Annotated in this window: 21 protein-coding genes; 16 read left to right on the plus strand and 5 right to left on the minus strand. The window is 49.9% G+C overall.

Translation table 11 applies throughout. The features are described 5' to 3' along the window. Positions 1–96 precede the first annotated feature (96 nt). From AC0L73_RS11250 to AC0L73_RS11275, 6 genes are all read left to right on the plus strand, one after another. Positions 97–492 (plus strand): type II toxin-antitoxin system MqsA family antitoxin, encoded by a 396-nt coding sequence (locus AC0L73_RS11250; protein WP_227948128.1) that lies wholly within the window; start codon positions 97–99, stop codon positions 490–492. A 115-nt stretch (positions 493–607) separates the two neighbouring features. After that, positions 608–1,558, plus strand: a complete 951-nt coding sequence (locus tag AC0L73_RS11255) for a mechanosensitive ion channel family protein (RefSeq protein ID WP_473653779.1) — start codon at positions 608–610, stop codon at positions 1,556–1,558. Next, positions 1,555–2,526, plus strand: coding sequence for a zinc transporter ZntB (locus AC0L73_RS11260; RefSeq protein WP_227948126.1), 972 nt, complete (start codon positions 1,555–1,557; stop codon positions 2,524–2,526). The genes AC0L73_RS11255 and AC0L73_RS11260 overlap by 4 nt, the downstream gene beginning before the upstream one ends. 67 nt (positions 2,527–2,593) lie before the next feature. After that, the gene (locus tag AC0L73_RS11265; protein WP_473653780.1) at positions 2,594–3,214 is read left to right on the plus strand and encodes a M14-type cytosolic carboxypeptidase; all 621 of its coding nucleotides are present in this window, start codon (positions 2,594–2,596) and stop codon (positions 3,212–3,214) included. After that, positions 3,106–3,738, plus strand: coding sequence for a M14 family metallopeptidase (locus tag AC0L73_RS11270; protein ID WP_473653781.1), 633 nt, complete (start codon positions 3,106–3,108; stop codon positions 3,736–3,738). Before AC0L73_RS11265 ends, AC0L73_RS11270 begins: the two co-directional genes overlap by 109 nt. 98 nt (positions 3,739–3,836) lie before the next feature. Next, positions 3,837–4,199, plus strand: coding sequence for a hypothetical protein (locus AC0L73_RS11275; RefSeq protein WP_473653782.1), 363 nt, complete (start codon positions 3,837–3,839; stop codon positions 4,197–4,199). A gap of 6 nt (positions 4,200–4,205) precedes the next feature. Here the strand turns inward: AC0L73_RS11275 and AC0L73_RS11280 are convergent, their stop codons facing one another. Next, the gene (locus AC0L73_RS11280; RefSeq protein ID WP_227948123.1) at positions 4,206–4,739 is read right to left on the minus strand and encodes a glycine cleavage system transcriptional repressor; all 534 of its coding nucleotides are present in this window, start codon (positions 4,737–4,739) and stop codon (positions 4,206–4,208) included. 274 nt (positions 4,740–5,013) lie between these two features. Between AC0L73_RS11280 and AC0L73_RS11285 the strand changes: the two genes are divergently transcribed. Continuing rightward, complete coding sequence (locus AC0L73_RS11285) at positions 5,014–6,516, plus strand: AAA family ATPase (protein ID WP_227948122.1); 1,503 nt, start codon at positions 5,014–5,016, stop codon at positions 6,514–6,516. Positions 6,517–6,536: 20 nt separating this feature from the next. On the opposite strand, the gene AC0L73_RS11290 is transcribed toward AC0L73_RS11285, so the two are convergent. Continuing rightward, on the minus strand, positions 6,537–7,265 hold the full coding sequence (locus AC0L73_RS11290; RefSeq protein ID WP_473653783.1) for a UTRA domain-containing protein: 729 nt from the start codon (positions 7,263–7,265) through the stop codon (positions 6,537–6,539). A 325-nt stretch (positions 7,266–7,590) separates the two neighbouring features. Between AC0L73_RS11290 and htpG the strand changes: the two genes are divergently transcribed. The 3 genes from htpG (at position 7,591) to AC0L73_RS11305 (ending at position 11,027) form a co-directional block, all read left to right on the plus strand. Then, a complete protein-coding gene (gene htpG / locus AC0L73_RS11295) occupies positions 7,591–9,468 on the plus strand; it encodes a molecular chaperone HtpG (protein WP_227948120.1) in 1,878 nt (625 codons plus the stop codon). Between the two features lie 214 nt (positions 9,469–9,682). Beyond that, entirely contained in the window at positions 9,683–10,711 is a 1,029-nt protein-coding gene (locus AC0L73_RS11300; RefSeq protein ID WP_473653784.1) for a hypothetical protein, read from the plus strand. After that, the gene (locus AC0L73_RS11305; RefSeq protein WP_227948118.1) at positions 10,701–11,027 is read left to right on the plus strand and encodes a hypothetical protein; all 327 of its coding nucleotides are present in this window, start codon (positions 10,701–10,703) and stop codon (positions 11,025–11,027) included. Before AC0L73_RS11300 ends, AC0L73_RS11305 begins: the two co-directional genes overlap by 11 nt. Here the strand turns inward: AC0L73_RS11305 and AC0L73_RS11310 are convergent, their stop codons facing one another. The 3 genes from AC0L73_RS11310 to acnA all read right to left on the minus strand — a co-directional run bounded on the left by AC0L73_RS11310 (position 11,028) and on the right by acnA (position 15,451). Further along, the gene (locus AC0L73_RS11310) at positions 11,028–11,837 is read right to left on the minus strand and encodes an NUDIX hydrolase (RefSeq protein ID WP_227948117.1); all 810 of its coding nucleotides are present in this window, start codon (positions 11,835–11,837) and stop codon (positions 11,028–11,030) included. Between the two features lie 66 nt (positions 11,838–11,903). Further along, positions 11,904–12,638, minus strand: a complete 735-nt coding sequence (locus AC0L73_RS11315) for a DUF1223 domain-containing protein (protein WP_227948116.1) — start codon at positions 12,636–12,638, stop codon at positions 11,904–11,906. 119 nt (positions 12,639–12,757) lie between these two features. Then, the gene (acnA, locus tag AC0L73_RS11320; RefSeq protein WP_227948115.1) at positions 12,758–15,451 is read right to left on the minus strand and encodes an aconitate hydratase AcnA; all 2,694 of its coding nucleotides are present in this window, start codon (positions 15,449–15,451) and stop codon (positions 12,758–12,760) included. Positions 15,452–15,717: 266 nt separating this feature from the next. On the opposite strand from acnA, the gene ccmA reads away from it, so the two are divergent. The 6 genes from ccmA to AC0L73_RS11350 all read left to right on the plus strand — a co-directional run bounded on the left by ccmA (position 15,718) and on the right by AC0L73_RS11350 (position 20,511). After that, the gene (gene ccmA / locus AC0L73_RS11325) at positions 15,718–16,329 is read left to right on the plus strand and encodes a heme ABC exporter ATP-binding protein CcmA (protein ID WP_227948114.1); all 612 of its coding nucleotides are present in this window, start codon (positions 15,718–15,720) and stop codon (positions 16,327–16,329) included. Beyond that, complete coding sequence (ccmB, locus tag AC0L73_RS11330; RefSeq protein WP_227948113.1) at positions 16,326–16,991, plus strand: heme exporter protein CcmB; 666 nt, start codon at positions 16,326–16,328, stop codon at positions 16,989–16,991. The genes ccmA and ccmB overlap by 4 nt, the downstream gene beginning before the upstream one ends. A 24-nt stretch (positions 16,992–17,015) precedes the next feature. Further along, positions 17,016–17,750, plus strand: a complete 735-nt coding sequence (locus AC0L73_RS11335) for a heme ABC transporter permease (RefSeq protein ID WP_227948112.1) — start codon at positions 17,016–17,018, stop codon at positions 17,748–17,750. A 114-nt stretch (positions 17,751–17,864) separates the two neighbouring features. After that, a complete protein-coding gene (gene ccmD, locus AC0L73_RS11340; protein ID WP_227948111.1) occupies positions 17,865–18,077 on the plus strand; it encodes a heme exporter protein CcmD in 213 nt (70 codons plus the stop codon). Continuing rightward, positions 18,074–18,514, plus strand: a complete 441-nt coding sequence (gene ccmE, locus AC0L73_RS11345; protein WP_227948110.1) for a cytochrome c maturation protein CcmE — start codon at positions 18,074–18,076, stop codon at positions 18,512–18,514. Before ccmD ends, ccmE begins: the two co-directional genes overlap by 4 nt. Continuing rightward, a complete protein-coding gene (locus AC0L73_RS11350) occupies positions 18,514–20,511 on the plus strand; it encodes a heme lyase CcmF/NrfE family subunit (RefSeq protein WP_227948109.1) in 1,998 nt (665 codons plus the stop codon). Before ccmE ends, AC0L73_RS11350 begins: the two co-directional genes overlap by 1 nt.

Below are 20,511 nucleotides of genomic sequence, written 5' to 3' on the forward strand. Positions count from 1 at the left end.
TCATGAGTCGGCGCCATAATGGTGCCACAGTCTGTTGTTAGAGACGCAACTCTTTGATAGTTATTATTTCAGTGAATATATTTTTGAGGATTATTTATGGCCTGTCCACTTTGCGGCGGCGACGTTGAACGTCAAATTCGTACATATGAAATTAAATACAAGCATATGCAAAGCTATGCTGATCTGCCTGGCCTTTTTTGCAGTAATGCAGATTGCGGTGAAGGCATGGTGGAGGAAAGTGCGTGGAGTGACGTTGAGCGGATCAAGGCCGATTTAAAGGCAGAATATCTGGGGGTTATGCCGCCGGAGAAAATCCGTGAAATTCGCGTTGATCTTAATCTGTCGCAACGTCGTGCCGGACAAATTTTCGGTGGGGGTCCAAATGCTTTTCAAAAGTATGAAACGGGAAAGGTGACTATTTCAAAGCCGATGAATAATCTGCTGCGGCTGGTTTCTAAATATCCTGAATTGATGGTTGAGTTGCAACGCTGAGATCAGCCGTGAATCAGCGGGCTCGCGACCGCAGAAAACAATAGCCAAATGATGCATCTACAGTATTATTCCCCAAAGGAAATATGGGAGTAGCGCGTCGTTTATGGCTAAATTCTTGAGTTCGCTAATTAAACCACGCGCATGGGTAGCCAAGTTACTGCTGGCGTTTGCGGTTATTGGCTTCCTTGCCTTTGGATACCTCGGCTATCTCAATCCAATCCGCGAATTCCTTGATTCCGATACTTTTGCCTTTAATGTCGGCGACGTACGCTTCTCTGCTTATCTGCTGGTCAAGGCCCTTTTTATTATCATCCTTCTTTTTTGGTTGGTTGGTATCTTGTCGGAGATGTTGGAGAACCGGATCAAATCGCTTCGGCGCATCAAGTCGAGCAATAAGGCACTTATCATCAAGGCGATCCAGATCGTCATCTATTTTCTGGCATTCCTGTTCGTATTGGGAGTGCTGGGCATTGACCTGACCGCCTTGACTATATTCAGCGGCGCGGTCGGCATAGGTATTGGCTTTGGTCTACAGAAAATTGCATCAAACTTCATCAGCGGCATTATCCTTTTGTTTGAAAAATCTGTTGAGGAAGGTGATCTGATAGAGCTGAATGATGGTATTGTCGGTTATGTTCGGGAGACAGGCGCGAGATACACCCGCATAGAAACTTTTGAGGGACACGAAACCATGGTCCCAAATGAAGATTTTATAACTAACCGCGTCACGAACTGGACATTCAGTAATAGCCGCGCACGGGCAGAGATCAATATTGGCGTCGCCTATGGAACTGATCTAGATCTGGCTTCGACGTTGATTGTTGAGGCAGCGCGTGAACATCCGCGTTGTATGGAAACGCCTGTGCCCGAGTGCTTCCTTGTGGATTTTGCAGATAGTTCCATTAATTTCACGCTCTATTTCTGGATTGAAAATGTGACCGAGGGGAGAATGCGTCCTCGCAGTGATGTCTTGTTTGCGATCTGGCGGAAATTTGGGGAGAACAATATTGAAATCCCCTTCCCGCAGCGAGACCTGCATCTTAAAAATTCGGAGGCTTTAAAATGACCAGTCCGATCCTGCTTGCATACGATTTTGATGGTGTGGGCGGCGGAAAATCAGTCAGCGACAAGGCGATTGCCCGCGAATTAAAGAATGAAAAACTCGCTTGGGTACATTTGGATTTAAGTCATCCGGATACAAAACCATGGCTGCATAAAAAGATTTCCTACCTTGATCCGTTCGTTGTCGATGCCTTGGTCGCAGAAGAGACCCGACCGCGTGTCGCGGAAATCGGGGATGGCGCGTTGATTATTTTGCGCGGTGTTAACCTGAATGAGAATGCGGACCCGGAAGATATGGTCTCTATCCGGTTATGGATCGACGCTGAGCGGATCATCAGTGTTCAGAGACGACAATTAAAGGCGGTTCTGGAAATCGAAGAGCGAATATTGGCGGGCAGAGGTCCAAAAAACTCAGGTGATTTTATCAATATGCTTGTGGCGCGATTATCCGAAAAAATGGCACTTGTCCTGACCGAGCTGGACGATGCAACGGATGATGTTGAGGAGAAAATCCTTGAAAACCCCGATACGGCATTTCGAGAGAAAATCATCGATATTCGAAAAGAGGCTATCGTCCTGCGCCGATATATGGCACCGCAAAAAGATGCAATCGCGCAGTTGCGGTTATGCGAATTTTCATGGCTGGATGCTGGTCATAAGCGCCATTTGGTGGAAAACTATGATCATCTGATGCGCTATGTAGAGGATCTGGACGCCATACGCGAACGGGCTCAGATTGTTAAAGATGAACTTGCCAATATTATCGCGGACCGCTTGAACAAGAATCTTTATGTATTGTCTGTTATCGCGGCTGTCTTTCTACCACTCGGTTTCTTGACAGGGCTTCTTGGCATAAATGTTGGGGGAATTCCGGGTGTCGATAATCCATATGCCTTCTTCATTTTTTCCGGGATACTTATCCTCCTTGTAATCATTCAGATATTGCTTTTCAAAAAGCTCAAATGGTTCTGAAAATCACAGAATACGGTTGGTGGTTGCTTATGGCGCCGCTCGAAAAAAATAAACCCGGAGTCACATTATGATCCAAATTAGTAGCAATTTTGATGGCGGGAACATTATTTGTGACTCCTCTGACGATCCTGCGAATATCAGTTTGCGCATTCGCCCTGATACAAAGGCTGATTTCTTTCAATGGTTTTATTTTCGACTGAATGGCGCAAAAGGCGTGGATTGTAAGATGCGGCTAACCAATGCCAAGGACGCATCATACCTCCGGGGATGGGAAGACTATCGGGCTGTTGCATCCTATGACCGGGAAAACTGGTTCCGCGTAGATACCGAATATAAGGATGGAAAGCTGATTTTAAATCATCGGCCAGAATTCGATTCTATCTATTTCGCGTATTTTGCCCCCTATTCCATGGAACGGCATGCGGATCTTATCGCCCGCGCCGGTCAGTCGCCGCGGGTAACGCATTCCGTGATGGGAAGGACAGTCGATGGGCAGGATATGGACCTCCTGACCATTGGAGAAGCACGGGGCAATAAGCGGAATTTTTGGCTGATTGCACGCCAGCATCCTGGGAAACGATGGCCGAATGGTGGATGGACGGATTTCTGGGCCGTCTTCTGGACCCGAATGATGCCGTTGCGAATGCTTTACTGGACCGGGCAATTTTTCATGTCGTGCCGAATATGAATCCCGATGGTAGCCGGAGCGGGAACCTTCGTACGAATGCGACAGGCGCCAATCTGAACCGGGAGTGGCAGGACCCGGATATGAAAAGGAGCCCGGAGGTTTATCTAGTACGCGAAAAAATGCGGGAAACAGGCGTTGATTTCTGCCTCGATGTTCATGGGGACGAAGGGCTACCACATAATTTTATCGCGGGGCCCGAAGGGGTACCGAGTTGGGATGCGCAAAAAGACATGCTGCTTACTGATTTCAAACGAACTTGGCAGCAGGTTAATCCAGATTTTCAAACCCGCCATGGCTATCCAATTGCCAAGAAGGGACAAGGAAACATGACCATTTGCGTCAATCATGTTAGCGAATATTTCGGCTGTCTCGCAATGACTTTAGAAATGCCGTTCAAAGATACAGCGGACCGCCCGAACCATCAGTACGGCTGGTCTCCCGGCCGATCAGGCAAGCTTGGGGCCTCGGTTTTAGATGTTATATATAAGGAGTTCGATCGTCTTGAGGGAGAGGACGCGGAGTAGCTCCTCAAGATAAAATTCCGATTGCAAAATTAAGAAAATTAGACTTCTCTTAACCATCAGAAAAAAAGGTTTTGCGGCAATTTTGATGGGAGAGAGTAATGCTCGCAGAAAAATTTGTAAAATCCGCGGCGGTTTACATCATTATTGGGATGATCCTCGGGATCTATATGTCCGCCACGCAGGATCATTCTCAAATGCCAACGCATGCGCATCTCAATTTATTGGGGTGGGTGACGATGGGCCTCATGGGTCTCATTTATAAAAACTGGCCCGCTGTTGCTGCGGCGAAGTTTGCCAAGCTGACATACTGGCTTGCGCATGTTAGCGTCATTGGCCTGACGATTGGAGTTGGGTTGCTCTATGCGGGCATGATGGAATATGAGCCTATTGCCATCATCTCGTCGCTGATCGCGCTCTTTAATATGATCCTGTTTGCGTTCCTGTTTTTCAAAAACGCCTGAACATTCTCAAATTTCGGAGCGCTCTGCTGTCAATGTTTGCCCAAGCGCACTTGCGGTGTTGTCGAGCGCGGCAAGGCAGTTGTCTGCCCGCGTGGCTGGGATATAGACTGAAAAGCGCGTGACGAAAATCGTCTGACCCTCCCGGTCGATCTGATCGGATTTTAGCCGAACAATATTGGCGTCAAAATCGATGAAAACTTCAGATAGTCGCGCCAGAACACCGGGCTGATCCGGTCCTTCACACCGAATATGATGGGTAATATCTGTGGGCGGGGTATCGCCACCGTTAAAAGCAAAGCGCCGAACGTCTATATCTGCGTCCTGCATCCCCTCCAGAGTACGGAGTTCCTCAATAAGTTCTGATTCCGGGACATCAGCAGGAATATCAATCACACTCGTAAATTCGCCGCCCTTGCCAAGAACGGCAAAGGAGGTGTCTCCAAGATTGATTCCTTTGTCGAAAAGATGCCCTGTAACAAGGGAAATCAGACCTACACGATCTTTCGAAAAGACAGATAATAGCGCTTTATAGTCTGACATAGCTTTGCCCGCGAAATTCAGCTTTGAATATTCTTGATGCTACAGAATTACTACCTTTGCGCCATTTCAACAACCATTTAGCTGCATTCCCGTCGGTATTCCCAAAATCATCAATAGCAGAAGGGGAATATGGTGCACATTTTAACTTTTATAGCCTTGGATAACCTTGCGTTAACGAAAATCAGGTATGTCTTGGGGGCTAATTGGCGGAATGCCTGCCGTAAATCCGTGTTTTGAACACACTGTTTGGCGGAACTATAATTGGAGAAAACGAATGCTCATCGGTGATATCTTGTTGGCGCAAAATCTGGTCACGCCAGAGGATATAAAAATTGCCCTTCATCGCCAGAAGGAGAATGGGGGCCGACTTGGCGAGAACCTTGTTGCGCTTGGCGCGTTGACACAGGAACAGCTCGACCGGGCAATCTATGAAGCCCCACGGGCACCCAAAACCATTGAAGATACGGGCATTCCAAGTGGTAACTTGCTGCGAATCCTCCTGAAGCTGATGTATGCCAATACGCTGGAAACTGCCTCAGAGCTTTCTGCTGCGATCAAGCTCCCCATTGGCGTTGTTAATCGCCTTATACAGGAAGCAGGTGATCGGAAATTTCTTGAATCACTGGGAAATGCCGACCAATCGACCTTTTCTGAAACACGCTATGTTATGACAGAGGCAGGAAAGCGCTTCGCCATTGAAGCGCTGGAACAGAACCAATATGTCGGGCCAGCGCCGGTATCCCTTACAGATTATCAAGCGCGGATTAATCAACAGAAAATTACGAATGAGCGGGTTGAACAGGCGAAGATCGAAAAAAGCTTTGAAAATCTGGTCATTACGGAAGACTTTGTGCGCCGTCTCGGGCCGGGGGTGAATGCGGGTAAGAGCATTCTTCTTTACGGACCTCCCGGTAACGGGAAAACGACAGTCGCGGAGAAAGTTGCCGAGATTTTCGCAAATGTTATTTATGTTCCTTATTGTTTCGAAGTGGATGGGCAGATTGTTAAGGTCTTTGATCCTGCCATTCATAAACCAAAATTCGGTAGCGAAAACGACAAGAAGAAGAATTCCGGTTTGCGCCGAGAAGAGTTTGACGGTCGCTGGGTTCCATGCGAACGTCCGGTTGTTATTACCGGGGGTGAACTAACGCTGGAAATGCTTGATCTTAGCTTTAATGTCCACGCTAAGTATTATGAAGCACCTCTGCATGTGAAAGCTTCTAACGGTACCTTCATCATCGATGACTTCGGTCGCCAGTTGGTCAGTCCGGAAGATTTGTTAAACCGCTGGATCGTTCCGCTTGAAAGCCGTATTGATTATCTTAAGCTGCATACCGGTAAAAGTTTCTCGCTGCCGTTTGACGAGTTGGTGATCTTTTCGACCAACCTTTCACCAGATGATCTAATGGATCCTGCCTTTTTGCGGCGTATCCCCTATAAGCTGGAAACGGTTGGTCCTTCCCGAGAACAGTATTTCGAAATTTTCAAAATGGTTGGGGAATCCCGCGGGTTGAAAATATCGGAAGAGATCCTTGATACTGTTATCGAGGAATTGCAGGTGAACAACAGTTTCGATTTGGCCTGCTATCAGCCAAAGTTTATCGTGGATCAGATTATCTCGGCCTGCAAATATCAAGGCTCGGATCCCTATATCGATAAAGAACTCGTCGTCGATGCGCTTAAAAACCTCTACACTTCTTCTGCGAAGGGTGCCGGAAAGACTGCGGCAAAATCGACGAACAGGGATCAATCAAAGCCGGTAGTAGCAGCCGTCTGACGGCGTGGAAGCGATTTCTGCTATGTAAGCTGGATTCTGTTCCCAGGAAATACGAGGCGTGCGGCGGAAACGACGTCGTCGCCCAGCCAGCTCTTGCGATTAATGACAATACAGGCGGTCGTGGCCTCCAGTTCGAGAAAATGATTAATCTCGGCATTCGATACAGCGGCTTGAATCACATGAGAGTGGGATAGTAGGGCAAATTTCCGGCTAAGATGAGTATCCGCAGTCGCATGGGAGAATTCTGTTTCTAGATATTCCGGCATGAACTTTGGGTAAACATAGCGGTCCTCCAGCATGACCGGCAATCCATTTTCTCGGTGAACGAAGTAGGACCGATAGACTTTTTCGCCCGGCGTCATGGACATCATCGCAGCGGCATCTTTTTCAATCGGCTCTTCTTGCAAAAAGTGAACGTCGCATTGATGCCGCCCTCCATGGCCGCGAATAATGTCTTCAATTTCGCGGAGCTCCAGTACTTTTGGCTGTTTTTTCGGGGCGGCAACGAAAGTACCGACACCTTGAATGCGTTCCAGAAATCCGGCTTGTGTCAATTCGCGAAGAGCGCGATGAATTGTCATCCGGGAAATTCCCATTTCGCGAACCAGGGTATGTTCGGAGGGAAGCTGGAAATAGGCGGGCCATTCCCCGGATTCCATATTCTTTAACACATAGGATTTAACCTGTTCATACAGTGGCTTTGGTGGGGAATAGGGGCGGTCATCTTTTTGCGACTTAAAATGGGGCATCGGCGAAGTCCGTCTTCTCTGTTAGCATATACAGGAGGACGTCACATCTTGCGCGGATGTGAATTCACGACTTGGTCATTAAGAAAAAAATTAGAAAATAATACTTGAACGATCGTTCCAATTATATATATGATTGGCTACTGATCACCTCCATCTACGCAAATATGTTGTTGATCTGTGAATGGCCTGCCCCGATTTTCTGCGCCCCTCGGGGTGGGCCGACTTCACCTCCCAGCTTGATAAAGTCCTCCTTTTATCCTTGAATGAATTTGGCTCATTAGTCATATAGACGATAGAGGAAAATTTTTTGAGGTGTAATACACAGATGACAGAGCAAACACATGAATTTCAGGCGGAGGTCGCCAAGCTTTTAGATATTGTGACGCATTCCCTCTACAGTGAAAAGGAAATTTTCTTGAGGGAGCTGGTCTCTAACGCTTCAGATGCCTGTGACCGGTTACGCTATGAAGCGTTGACAAATCCGGACCTGATCAAAGATGATCCGGAATTCAAAATTACTATCTCGATAGACGAAAAAGCCCGCACTTTGACGATTGAAGACAATGGCATCGGCATGTCTGAGCAGGACATGATCGATAACCTTGGCACGATCGCTCGTTCGGGTACTTCCAGGTTCTCCGAACAGTTGACAGGCGACGCCTCCAAGGATGTGACCCTGATCGGGCAGTTCGGCGTTGGCTTCTATTCCGCTTTCATGGTGGCGGATAAGGTGACGGTGACAAGCCGCCGGGCCGGGGAAGAGACAGCAACTGTATGGTCATCCGAAGGGCATGGATCATTCGCCGTCGAGCCGGGCACTAAGGAAACGCGCGGCACACAAATTGTCTTGCATATGCGTAAAGAGGCAAAAGAATATTTGGAGAGCGCCCGGCTTCGCCAGATTATCAAGACTTACGCGGATCACATCGCAATTCCGGTTATCCTGAAATCGGCAGCGCAAGGTGAGGAAGACGAAACGCTTAATAGCGCAAGCGCCTTATGGACCCGCCAGAAATCAGAGATAACGCCCGAACAATATACCGAATTTTACCATCATGTCGGGCAGGCTTTTGATACGCCGTGGCTGACATTACATAGCCGAGCAGAAGGGCGTATCGAATATACGATGCTTTTGTTCGTGCCGGAGCAACCCCCGTTTGACTTGTTCAACCCCGAACGTAAATCTCAGCTTAAACTCTATGTGAAGCGGGTTTTTATCACGGATGATTGTGAAGAGCTGATCCCGGCTTATCTGCGCTTCCTGCGCGGGGTTGTGGATTCAGAAGATCTACCGCTTAACGTCAGCCGTGAAATGTTGCAGCATAATCCGGTCCTGCAGAAAATCCGCAGCGGGTTGATCAAGAAGGTGCTTGGCGAGCTTGAGAAGAAAGCAACCAAAGACACGGAGAATTTTGCTAAATTCTGGGGTAACTTTGGCGCCGTCCTGAAAGAAGGAATATATGAGGATACCGTCAATGGAGAGCGCATTCTCAAAATGTCGCTTTTCAATAGCACCGGACAAGAGGAGCGTACTAACCTCGCAGACTATATCGGCCGGATGAAAGAAGGCCAGGACGCGATCTACTATATTACCGGTGAAGATCTTGAGGCGTTGAAGTCGAGCCCGCAGCTTGAAGGATTCGCGGCGAAGGGGATTGAAGTTCTGTTGCTTGCCGATGCCGTGGATAGTTTCTGGCTGAGTAGGGTGAATGAATTTGATGGGAAGCCCTTCAAATCAGTGACCCGGGGCGGCTCCGATCTCGATAAGATTGCCGATGCGGAAGAAAAAGCTGAAGAAACAGACAAAACGCCTCCCGGAGATATGGACAGCCTGATCGCCTTGTTTAAAACTGTGCTTGAGAACAAGGTAAAGGATGTCAGGATTTCGTCCCGTTTGACTGGAAGCCCTGTCTGCCTCGTCGCGGATGAGGGGGATATGGACATCCATCTTGAAAAATTGCTTAAAGCCCACAAACAGTTCGGCGCAAGTGATAATTTGCGCATTCTGGAAATAAACCCCAAGCATCCGTTAATCAAGAAGCTGGCAAAGAATGCTCAGAAGAATGGGTCTTCGACGTCCTTAGAAGACGCGGCGCTTCTTCTTCTTGATCAGGCGCATATTGTTGAAGGTGATCCGGTTGCAAACCCTGTTGCCTTTTCAAAACGCATGGCCGATTTCATGGCGAACAGCATTTCCAATTAAACGAGGAGGAGGCGAAAGCCTCCCACTCGAATTTTTCTAATACCGTCACGAAATACACCCTATGGTATTTTTTGATTGTATTATATACGCGCGATATCCAAGTAAGCTGTGATTGATCCAATAAACATTGTGTTGGCACATGCAACGGCTGCTTCAAATCTTTATTCTTATTAGTTCCCTGCCCGGATTTACCGCTTGCAGTGTTATTGATGATGTGCTGCTGACCGAGGAAGTCGGCGATTTTTCCCGCGGGGTTGTGGCGCTTTCAGCCATTATCACCAAAGAGTTCGCACTTGCCGAAGAGATAAATACTCTTGGCTTTACTGATAACCTGAAATTTCAGTTTGAACTGGGTGGTAACCCGGACACTAACTTAAAGCCCCTCTTCAGTGCCTCGGATACTGCCGCAAGGCAGAGCGTTTTAACGGCTCTCAATGGATATGCTGAAACCCTGGCAGCCGTTGCCTCGGGAAAATCGCTTTCTTCGGAATACTCTAAACTGGTCGGTACGGGGGAAAACTTGAAGGAGCTAAGCTCGGGAAATTTTAACCTGGCGCACTCTCTTTCATTTCTGGATTCAAATGAGCTCGTCAATGACATCAGTCTCTTTGGCAAACTGTTTATCTTGCCCGAGCGGGATAAGAAGTTGTTTCCAATCGTTGAAAAGGGAGGGACGGCGCTAAAAAAAATTGCCCTCCTTCTTTATTTTGATATCGGAGCCGTTTCCGATCAGTCCAGCAAATGCAGCTATACCTACCCGAAAAATGATTTTGAGACGGATATGTCGAGTTTGCGACTGTGCAAAGGCGGATTGCGGTCGATTGCCAACAACGCCATAAGATTTGATACGCATATATGGAAGGACAAGCTGGCCTATCTGAAGGCATCGGAAAATGATAGTGCAGATGTGCGTAGTTCGGCGATTGAGCGGCTTGTGTCGATCCAGAAACTGGGTCAGAACTTAGATTTACTGTTAAGTGAAACGCAAGCTACCTTGATTGCCATGGTCAAAGCGCATGAAACGCTTGAAACGACGCTAAAGGACGCTGAAGAATCCGCCAGCCCGCCTATTACTGCGACATCCAAATCTCTTCTCTTTCATGAAAAATTGCGTGGGCTCCTGGAGACCGCTGCGAAAGTCAAGAGTGCTATGTCGGCACTTTCCAGCGACAGCGAGTCAACGCAGAGTTTCCACTTGAATGCTTCCACACAATCTCATATCGGAGGAAGTAATGGCAAATAGTTATCGTGACGCTTTCGCTAAGTTGGAAAAGGCGCAAGCGGCGTTGAATACTCAAGACGTTTCTCAATTACCATCTTCACAATTGGCGAACCTGGAAAGATCGAAAGCCGCCGTCTATGGTGAAATACAGGCACTACAGGTCAAACAGATCGCGGAACGTGATGGCGACTATGCTGCTCTCACCACCGCATTTCGTGAGTGTAAATCGGAGCTGTCGGATCTTTCAAGCTGGGTATCGGAGAAAGAAGCAAGAGACCGCGCAATTTTTTCAATGCTGATCAAGGGCGTCAGTATTGCACTGTCCCTGCTTGTATAGTTATTTATCCATAATTTCATCAATGCGGCGTCGGGTGACACTGTATCCGGCCTCTTTCGGGATAAGAAGGAACTTTCCTTCGTCTGTGACTTCCATCTGAGGAAGGACTGTGAAGGTATCGGTTCCATGCGCGTTCATGACGGCGTCTTCACTGGAACTGAATCGGCTCAGCGCCTCGACATTCATGCGGGTCGGAAAAATCACCGTGTAATTTCCTTTATCGGCCTCTTCCATAATTTCCTGAGGGCCAACCCAGACTGAATCCACAGATTCTTCGCCATCATGCGCTGCAAGTTGATGTGGCGGTGCCTTGGCGATAAAGAAATGAGTATCGAAGCGTTTCGGCATATGCGTTGGCGTGATCCAATGCGCAAAATGACCCATAAGATCGGTTGCAAGTTCCAGGTTTTCAGCGCGCACCATATCCAGGATTGGCAGTTCACCGCTTTGAAGAGGCATCCTGTATTTTGCAGCAAGAGATTCCAGGCGGTCATGGGTGACAAGAGCGCCGGTTTCCCGGTTGCGAGCGAGCAAGATGTTGGCTTCCTCAAAACTTTCTCGGATTGACGCAATTTTAAAGGCGCGCAAAGAATCTTCTCCGCGTTCGTTCTCAGGCAAGTGATCGAGCAGTGCCGGGTCCATATCCCCCTTATCCACCTTGCCGCCCGGAAAAACCAGCGCACCAGAGGCAAAGTCAATCTGGTGATGACGGACCACCATGAAGACTTCAATTTTGTCATTTTTTTTGACGCAGTCACGGATCAGCAAAACCGTGGCAGCAGGTTTTAGGGGAACTTCTTTATTAGTCATAGAGCACCATTCTTATTCTTTTCGAACATAGTGCCTGAGAGTGAAGGGAGGATCAACTAAATGCTTTTATAGCATGACTTCCAGTGCGGCGAGGATAGGCCCATAGCCTTTCTCCTGAACGATCAAAGCGCAGCCATCCCGGCCTTCCGCGCGCATTTCCGCGAGGTTGAGGGCAACGGTTCTTTCATCGCCTGTCCATTCCCCAAGGGAGCGGATTTTCCGGACCACGTTGTGATAGGTAATAATCCGTCCGGTATTCTCACCCCGCTGGATATCAACATCTTTTGTGCGGTCAATATCTATGAGCCATACAGTTGCGTTGCCGGATCCCGACGGGAGTTTCACCTCTAGCTCGTCTCCGTTAAAGACCCATTCAAGCGCAAGATTTTTCGCGTGATCCGCGTACTTTTCGATTAAAGCGTTTACACCGCTCTGGTCAGAGCCGACAACATGGGCTTCCCCGCCAACAACCATTTGCGGTGTATATACATAGCGTGAATTAAATCGACCGCGATATTCCACCTGACGATCATCGTTATCGGGATTGCCAAAAACATCCTTCCAGCCGATATAATCCCAATAGGTTATGGCGAAGGAGAGTCCCATAACCGCCTCATTCTTGATGAGGTCACCGAGCAATTTGTCTGCCGGCGGACAGGAGCTACATCCTTGTGATGTATATAATTCCACGACAGTTGAAGGTTGATGCGCACTCTGGGCAAATGCGGTCGTCGTGCTGACCATCGCCATAAGAGCGACAGCGCAGATTAAAGCCAGATAATTGACGCATAATTTCTTCATGAAACATAGTTAGCTTATTCCAGCTTCACAGACAAATCACCTGTGAGTGAGACGTAAGTGAACGAAAAACGGCGGCCCTTTCGAACCGCCGTTTTTAGGAACTACTTTACTGTCGGAAATTAGCTTGCCGTCAGATTTCTCAGCACATACTGCAAAATACCGTCATGGCGGTAATATTCGACCTCATCCAGCGTATCAATGCGGCAAAGAAGGTCAATCTCCTGCGAAGAACCGTCTGTCCGCGTGATCTTGCAGGCGACATTCATGCGTGGTGTGATGCCACTCTCGATTCCAACGAGGTCAACTACTTCGCTGCCATCTAGGTTAAGCGTCTTGCGGGTAACTCCCTCCGGGAACTGGAGCGGTAGAATGCCCATTCCTACGAGGTTTGAGCGATGAATACGTTCAAAGCTTTCGGCGATAACAGCCTTGATGCCCAGAAGTAACGTGCCTTTCGCGGCCCAGTCACGGCTGGACCCTGTGCCATATTCCTTGCCGGCAAAAACAACGAGAGGCGTGCCCTCTTCACGGTATTTCACGGCGGCATCATATATCCACATTTGCGTTCCATCCGGCATATGCTTCGTGACACCACCTTCGGTGCCCGGCGCCACTTCGTTACGAAGCCGAATATTGGCAAAGGTACCGCGGGTCATGACCTGATCGTTACCGCGACGGGAGCCGTAGGAGTTGAAATCCTTAGGCGCGACCTGATGCGATTTCAGATATTCGCCGGCCGGGCCATCGGCCTTGATAGCGCCCGCAGGCGAAATATGGTCTGTTGTTACCGAATCGCCGAGAAGCGCTAAAACCCGAGCGCCATTAATATCCTCGAACGCCCCCGGTTCTTTTTGCATCCCTTCGAAATAAGGCGGATGCTGAACATAGGTCGAGGTGCTATCCCATGTATATGTCTGGCCTTCCGCAGTCTTAATTGATTTCCAAGTGTCGTCACCTGAGAAAACATCCGCATATTGGGTTACAAACATATCGCGAGTCACGGCATCACGCACTGTCTGATGCACTTCCGCATTGCTCGGCCAGATATCTTTCAGATAAACCGGGTTACCATCCTTGTCGTCGCCCAGCGAATCCTTTGTGATGTCGATATTGAGCGATCCTGCTATTGCATAGGCAACAACCAGCGGCGGTGACGCAAGATAGTTTGCCTTTGCTTGCGGGCTGACCCGGCCTTCAAAGTTGCGGTTTCCGGAAAGAACAGAACAGGCGACAAGTTCGCCTTCTGCAATGGCATCGGCAATCGCTGGAGCCACGGGACCGGAGTTGCCGATACAGGTCGTACAGCCATAGCCGACAAGGTTAAACCCGAGTGCATCCAGGTCATCCTGAAGGCCCGCTTTTTCGAGATAATCCGTCACTACTTTTGAACCGGGAGCGAGAGATGTTTTCACCCATGGCTTAACAGTTAAGCCTTTCGCGAGCGCATTGCGTGCGACCAGACCGGCCGCGAGCATCACATTCGGATTGGAGGTATTGGTGCAAGAAGTAATTGCTGCAATGATGACGTTACCATGACCGATTTTGTAATCGGCACCTGCGACTTGGATCTGTTTGTCCAGATCGCTGCTCGTTCCGGCCAGTTCCGGAAGTGCACCCTGAAAAGCGTTGGCCGCGTCTGCTAGCAAAACGCGGTCTTGCGGCCGTTTCGGACCGGCAAGGCTTGGCTCAACTGTTGAAATATCGAGTTCCAGCGATGCCGTGAATTCTGGATCGGGTGTATCATTGTCGCGCCACATGCCCTGAGCCTTGGCATAGGCTTCCACCAACTTGACGCGCTTTGGATCGCGTGCCGTGAAATTGAGGTAGTTGATGGTTTCAGCATCGATCGGGAAGAAGCCACAAGTCGCGCCATATTCAGGCGCCATGTTGGAAATGGTTGCCCGATCGGCAAGTCCAAGTTCCGCAATGCCGGGGCCATAGAATTCCACAAACTTGCCGACAACTCCCTGTGCACGCAGCATCTGCGTTACAGTCAGGACAAGGTCAGTTGCCGTCGTGCCTTCCTTCAGTTTGCCGGTTAGCTTGAAGCCGACAACTTCCGGGATTAACATGGAAATCGGCTGGCCGAGCATAACGGCTTCTGCCTCGATACCACCGACGCCCCAGCCAAGAACCGCGAGGCCATTGACCATAGTTGTATGGCTGTCCGTGCCGACCAATGTATCAGGATAGGCGACCTCACTGCCATTCTGGTCTTTTGTCGTCCAGACAGTCTGCGCGAGATATTCCAGATTGACCTGATGGCAGATACCGGTTCCGGGCGGCACAACGCGGAAATTGTTAAAGGCCTTCTGACCCCAACGCAGGAAAGCGTAACGTTCGCCGTTCCGTTCCATTTCCAGCTCAACATTCTGGCCGAAGGAGGCCGCGGTGCCGAACTTGTCGACCATTACGGAATGGTCAATTACGAGATCGCATTGGGCAAGAGGGTTAATCTTTTCTGCGTCGCCACCCAGTGCCACCATGGCATCGCGCATTGCGGCAAGGTCGACAACAGCAGGTACGCCCGTGAAATCCTGCATCAGGACGCGGGCCGGGCGGTAAGCGATTTCGCGATCCGCCTTGCGGTCTTTTAACCAGCCGGCAATCGCGCTCACATCTTCCGATGTAACCGTGCGGCCATCTTCGTGGCGCAGCAGATTTTCCAGCAGGACTTTCAGGGAAAAGGGAAGGCGGGAAACATCGCCGAGACCGGCTTTTTCAGCTTCCGGGATGCTGTAGTAGTCATATTTGTCGCCGTCGACATCGAGTGTGCGGCGAATGTTAAGGCTGTCGTGACCAGTTGTTGTCAACGTATCGCTCCTTGAAGGTAGGGGGAACGGGAAATGCCGGAACTGCGGCACCGGTTCTACAATGTGCGTTATGTGCCTTAAATTTGAAAAATTCTCAAGTACAAAGCTTCGGAACCGGCGTTTCTGGCATCATTATGTTGTATGCGACGTGTGATTGGTCCGCAAAAAGACGGTTCTATATATTTGCGAATCCGACTTTCTTGCTGTAGTCAGGGAAACAGGGCGACGCCCTAATTTTTGTCCTTTCGGAGTGATATGCCGCGAAAATGAGTTTTATCGCCCAAAATCTTGCCTGTCAGCGCGCCAATCAGCTGATTTTCGAGGACGTTTCATTCACACTGTCCGCCGGTGAGGCGATATGGGTCAAAGGTCGAAATGGCGCCGGTAAATCTTCACTGCTTCGGATATGCGGTCGGCTTCTGACCCCTTTTCGCGGACATGCCGAATGGCAAGGCAAGGATATTTTCAAGGACTATGATGGCTATGTCGGGCAATATCATTATCTTGGTCATCTGGACGCTCTTAAACATGCGATGACAGTTCGCGAAAACGTTCGGTTTTGGGCAAGCTTTCACGGGACAGCGAATGTCGCGATGGCTCTGGAGAAGTTTGAGCTTCAAGCGCTGGCGGATACTCCGACAGGCATGTTATCTCAAGGACAGAAAAAACGGACCAACCTTTCTCGGCTGGTTGCGTCGCCTGCAAAGCTCTGGATATTGGATGAGCCTTTGAGTGCGCTGGACCGGCATTACATTACGCTTTTTAAGGAACGGCTCCTTCGTCACCTGGACGATGGCGGCATGGCGTTGTTCGCAACTCATCAGGATATGGAACTGGATCGGGTCAAAATACTTGATCTTGATGAGACTGCCTCATGAGTCGCTTTATCCAACTTGTTGGCCGGGATATCCGGTTGGCGTTTCGGCAGGGCAGTGCGGTTACCCTCAGTCTTTCTTTCTTTGTCATTATTGTCGTGCTGTTTCCGCTCGGCGTTGGGCCGGAACTTGCGGTGCTGGCGAGGATAGGTCCCGGCGTTCTCTGGGTCGCGGCTTTGCTTTCATGTCTCCTGACTCTCGACCGGATGTTTCAGGCGGATTTCGAAGATGGCTCTCTCGACCTTTTGATCATCGGGCCTTTACCCACGGAAATTCTGGTGCTTGCCAAAGTTATTGCGCATTGGCTGACCTCCGTTCTGCCGCTAATTGTAATTGCGCCGATTCTGGGGCTATCTCTTAATCTTCCGGGAGACGGTATTTTCGCTTTAACCTTAGCTCTCCTGATAGGCACACCGACGTTGAGCTTGATCGGGGCAATGGGTGCTGCGCTTACTGTTGGAATGCGACGCGGCGGTGTTTTGTTGTCACTTTTGGTACTTCCTCTATATATACCGATATTGATATTTGGTGTTGCGGCTGTCGATGCCGCAATCGCCCAGCTTACTGTGGTCCCTCATCTATTTTTGCTTGGCGGCGTTTCGCTGGGTGCGTTGGTTGTTGGACCGTTGGCAGCGGCGGCAGGGTTGAGATTGTCTCTGTCATGAGGAACTTAGGAACTGAATTAAGTCATGGCCATTGATTTACATAAATATGCCAACCCCAAACGGTTTCTGGCAATCACAGCAGCGATCTATCCGTGGAGTGTCTGGCTGACCGTTATTCTACTGCTTGGCGGGCTTTATCTCAGCCTGTTCGTTGCTCCGCCGGATTATCAGCAGGGGGATACCGTGCGCATTATGTTCGTCCATGTCCCTGCCGCCTGGATGGCTTTGATGATTTACACGTTGATGGCGGTTAGTTCTGCGGTCGGTCTTATCTGGAAGCACCCGGTTGCTGATCTTACGGCGAAGGCGGCCGCGCCGATTGGGGCCTGCTTTACCTTCCTCGCGCTGGTAACCGGGTCTTTGTGGGGGCAGCCCATGTGGGGTACATTCTGGGTTTGGGATGCGCGGCTGACAAGCATGCTGATCCTGTTGTTCCTGTATCTGGGCTATATGGCAATCTGGGAGAGTTTTGACGATCCAACGAAGGCTGCAAAGGCGGCTGCCATTCTCGCGCTGGTCGGGGTTGTGAATATTCCGATTATCCGTTTCTCGGTGGATTGGTGGAATACACTGCATCAACCGGCAAGCGTTGCGACGATGGATGGCCCGAAAATTCACAGCACCATTCTTATTCCGCTGTTGGTTATGGGGCTTGCCTATACAGCCTTTTTTGTCATGGTGTTGATCATTCGGGTGAAGGCTGAAATCCTGAAACGCCGTCTTCACGTCCTACAGATTGCAGAGCTACGGGAAAGCTAAGGGAAGTTCGACTTTTTCTGATCGCGGCATTGTGACGCAGAATAGTCGTTCCGTTATGTATTTTAGGTGGGAAACAACTATATTCCTCCGAAACAAAAGGCTTTGAGGATCATATTGGATCAGGTTGCAACATTTTTTGATATGGGTGGGTACGGGCTATTTATTTGGCCTTGCTTTGCAATCTCCGCTCTTGCGCTGTTGATGCTGTATTTTTTCAGTCGCCGCCGCCTGACAATCGTCGAGCGTGAGCTTGCGTTGATAGAAGGTCGCCGGCATAAACGGGGCGGCCGGAAAGCAACGGCACCCGCCGGAGAGAGTCTGCAATGACCCGAAAGAAACGTCGGCTATATTTTGTCCTTGCGGGAATGTGTGTTCTCGGTATCGCTGCGGCGCTCGTGCTCACGTCATTCGAAGACAGCCTCGTATTCTTCAGAAGCCCCTCCGATCTTGTCGAAAAACCTATCGAACCTGGCCGCAATTTCCGACTTGGCGGTCTGGTGGAGGAAGGTAGTGTTGAGAAAAACGGCGTCATCACGCGCTTTAGTGTGACAGACCTGAATGAGGTGGTGCCGGTTACTTTTAAAGGGTTGCTTCCCGATTTATTCCGGGAGGGACAGGGCGTGGTGACGGAAGGTGCCTTCAACGAAGAGGGAGTATTCGTCGCAACCAACGTCCTTGCCAAGCATGACGAAAATTATATGCCGCCGGAGGTTGCGGACGCGCTCAAAAAAGCCGGGCAGTGGCAACCGGAGGATGGTGGCTGATGGTTGCAGAAATTGGTCAGTTCGTCCTAATTTTGGCACTGATAACGGCAGTATTTCAAGGCATTTTTCCGCTTATCGGGGCAGCACGAAACAGTCAACCTATGATGCGGTTCGCGAATAATGCCGCTTTTGTTCAATTCGCGGCCATTGCCGGAGCTTTTATCTGTTTAACGATTGGTTATGTCGCCAGCGATTTTTCGATTTTGAATGTGGCGAACAATTCCCATTCCCTAAAACCCATGCTTTATAAAATAAGCGGCGTTTGGGGAAATCATGAGGGGTCGCTCCTGCTTTGGAGTTTGATTCTGGCGCTCTTTGGATTAGCCGTTGCGGCGTTTGGTCGTAACCTGCCTGATACCCTGAAGGCACGTGTTCTTTCTATTCAGGGGTTAATCGGCGTCGGCTTCCTGATGTTTATCCTGTTTACCTCCAATCCGTTTGAGAGGCTCGATCCGGCCCCGCTTGACGGAAGTGGTCTTAATCCGTTGTTGCAGGACCCCGGCCTCGCCTTTCATCCACCGTTTCTTTATCTTGGTTATGTTGGCCTGTCTGTCACCTTCTCTTTCGCCATTGCCGCTCTGATTGAGGGGAGGGTAGATCCCGCCTGGGCGCGTTGGGTGCGCCCTTGGACGCTTGCCGCTTGGGGGTTTTTGACGATCGGAATTGCTCTGGGATCTTGGTGGGCCTATTACGAGCTTGGCTGGGGCGGTTGGTGGTTCTGGGATCCGGTCGAAAACGCATCGTTTATGCCTTGGCTTGCGGCAACCGCATTGCTGCATTCCGCAATCGTCGTTGAAAAACGAGATGCCCTCAAAAACTGGACAATATTGCTGGCGATTGTCGCGTTCAGTTTAAGTCTGCTCGGCACTTTCCTTGTTCGTTCGGGCGTGTTGAATTCCGTACATGCCTTTGCATCCGATCCGGCGCGAGGGATCTTTATCTTGATCTTTCTGATCTTTGTGATTGGTGGATCGTTGCTGCTTTATGGAATTCGTGCGCCGCAAATGAAGGGCGGCGGTCTCTTTTCCCCAATTAGCCGGGAGGGGGCATTGGTTCTCAATAACCTGTTGCTTTCCACTGCGACAGCGACGATTTTATTGGGAACGCTTTACCCGATTTTTCTGGATGCCTTCACCGGTGCCAAGGTTTCCGTTGGACCGCCCTATTTTGAGGCTACTTTCCTTCCCCTTGCCATCCCGCTCGTAATCGCCATGGCGTTCGGTCCCTTCTTTGCCTGGAAGCGCGGAGATCTTGCCGGAGTCATTTCACGGCTTAAGTTTGCGCTTCTTGTTTCGTTTGTATTAGTTGGGTTTACCTGGTGGCAGCAGACGAATACGCCGGTTATGTCGCTTGTTGGTTTGGGGCTCTTTGCCTGGGTGTTTGTCGGATCGTTGCTTGAGTGGTCGGAGCGCATCAAGCTTTTCCGCGGACCTTTGGCAAGCAGCTGGCGGCGGATGAAACAACTTCCCAGAAGCGCCCACGGCATGACAGTTGCTCATATCGGCGTTGCTTTGGTTATTTTAGGGATCACCGCGTCAGAAACCTGGCAGTCGGAACATCTCGGGGTAATGCGGCCGGGAGAAATTGTCTCCGTTGGCGGATATGATTTCCGCTTTGATGGCGCGGAAACGATTGCCGGGCCCAACTATGACGCCGTCCGTGGTACCTTCCTTGCCTCAACCGGGAGTAATAAGGGTGTTTACCTGTATCCGGAACAGCGGCGCTATACCACCCCGCCAATGGATACGACTGAGGCCGCCATCCGGCCCATGCTCAGTGCGGATCTTTATACGGTAATTGGAGAGGAAGATGGCACAGGCGGTTATGCTGTCCGCATATATCACAAGCCCTTTATCTCCTGGATATGGATAGGTTCTTTTGTCATGTTCCTTGGCGGGGCGCTGAGCCTGAGTGATCGGCGTTTGCGTCTTGGCGCGCCGCGCCGCGCTCGCCGTAAGGAAACCGCTAGCCCGGATTTGTCGGGCGCGAAAGGTTAG

The organism is Sneathiella sp. D3-11 (genome assembly GCF_055809395.1).

Excerpts from the sequence above, each read along its gene's own strand:
- AC0L73_RS11275 (WP_473653782.1), top strand. The coding sequence starts at position 3,837 with ATGCTCGCAGAAAAATTTGTAAAATCCGCGGCGGTTTACATCATTATT.
- AC0L73_RS11285 (WP_227948122.1), top strand. The coding sequence starts at position 5,014 with ATGCTCATCGGTGATATCTTGTTGGCGCAAAATCTGGTCACGCCAGAG.
- AC0L73_RS11290 (WP_473653783.1), bottom strand. The coding sequence starts at position 7,265 with ATGCCCCATTTTAAGTCGCAAAAAGATGACCGCCCCTATTCCCCACCA.
- AC0L73_RS11270 (WP_473653781.1), top strand. The coding sequence starts at position 3,106 with ATGGCCGAATGGTGGATGGACGGATTTCTGGGCCGTCTTCTGGACCCG.
- AC0L73_RS11335 (WP_227948112.1), top strand. The coding sequence starts at position 17,016 with ATGGCCATTGATTTACATAAATATGCCAACCCCAAACGGTTTCTGGCA.
- AC0L73_RS11265 (WP_473653780.1), top strand. The coding sequence starts at position 2,594 with ATGATCCAAATTAGTAGCAATTTTGATGGCGGGAACATTATTTGTGAC.
- AC0L73_RS11310 (WP_227948117.1), bottom strand. The coding sequence starts at position 11,837 with ATGACTAATAAAGAAGTTCCCCTAAAACCTGCTGCCACGGTTTTGCTG.
- ccmE (WP_227948110.1), top strand. The coding sequence starts at position 18,074 with ATGACCCGAAAGAAACGTCGGCTATATTTTGTCCTTGCGGGAATGTGT.
- AC0L73_RS11250 (WP_227948128.1), top strand. The coding sequence starts at position 97 with ATGGCCTGTCCACTTTGCGGCGGCGACGTTGAACGTCAAATTCGTACA.
- ccmB (WP_227948113.1), top strand. The coding sequence starts at position 16,326 with ATGAGTCGCTTTATCCAACTTGTTGGCCGGGATATCCGGTTGGCGTTT.
- AC0L73_RS11315 (WP_227948116.1), bottom strand. The coding sequence starts at position 12,638 with ATGAAGAAATTATGCGTCAATTATCTGGCTTTAATCTGCGCTGTCGCT.
- AC0L73_RS11350 (WP_227948109.1), top strand. The coding sequence starts at position 18,514 with ATGGTTGCAGAAATTGGTCAGTTCGTCCTAATTTTGGCACTGATAACG.
- AC0L73_RS11305 (WP_227948118.1), top strand. The coding sequence starts at position 10,701 with ATGGCAAATAGTTATCGTGACGCTTTCGCTAAGTTGGAAAAGGCGCAA.
- AC0L73_RS11280 (WP_227948123.1), bottom strand. The coding sequence starts at position 4,739 with ATGTCAGACTATAAAGCGCTATTATCTGTCTTTTCGAAAGATCGTGTA.
- htpG (WP_227948120.1), top strand. The coding sequence starts at position 7,591 with ATGACAGAGCAAACACATGAATTTCAGGCGGAGGTCGCCAAGCTTTTA.
- AC0L73_RS11260 (WP_227948126.1), top strand. The coding sequence starts at position 1,555 with ATGACCAGTCCGATCCTGCTTGCATACGATTTTGATGGTGTGGGCGGC.
- ccmA (WP_227948114.1), top strand. The coding sequence starts at position 15,718 with ATGAGTTTTATCGCCCAAAATCTTGCCTGTCAGCGCGCCAATCAGCTG.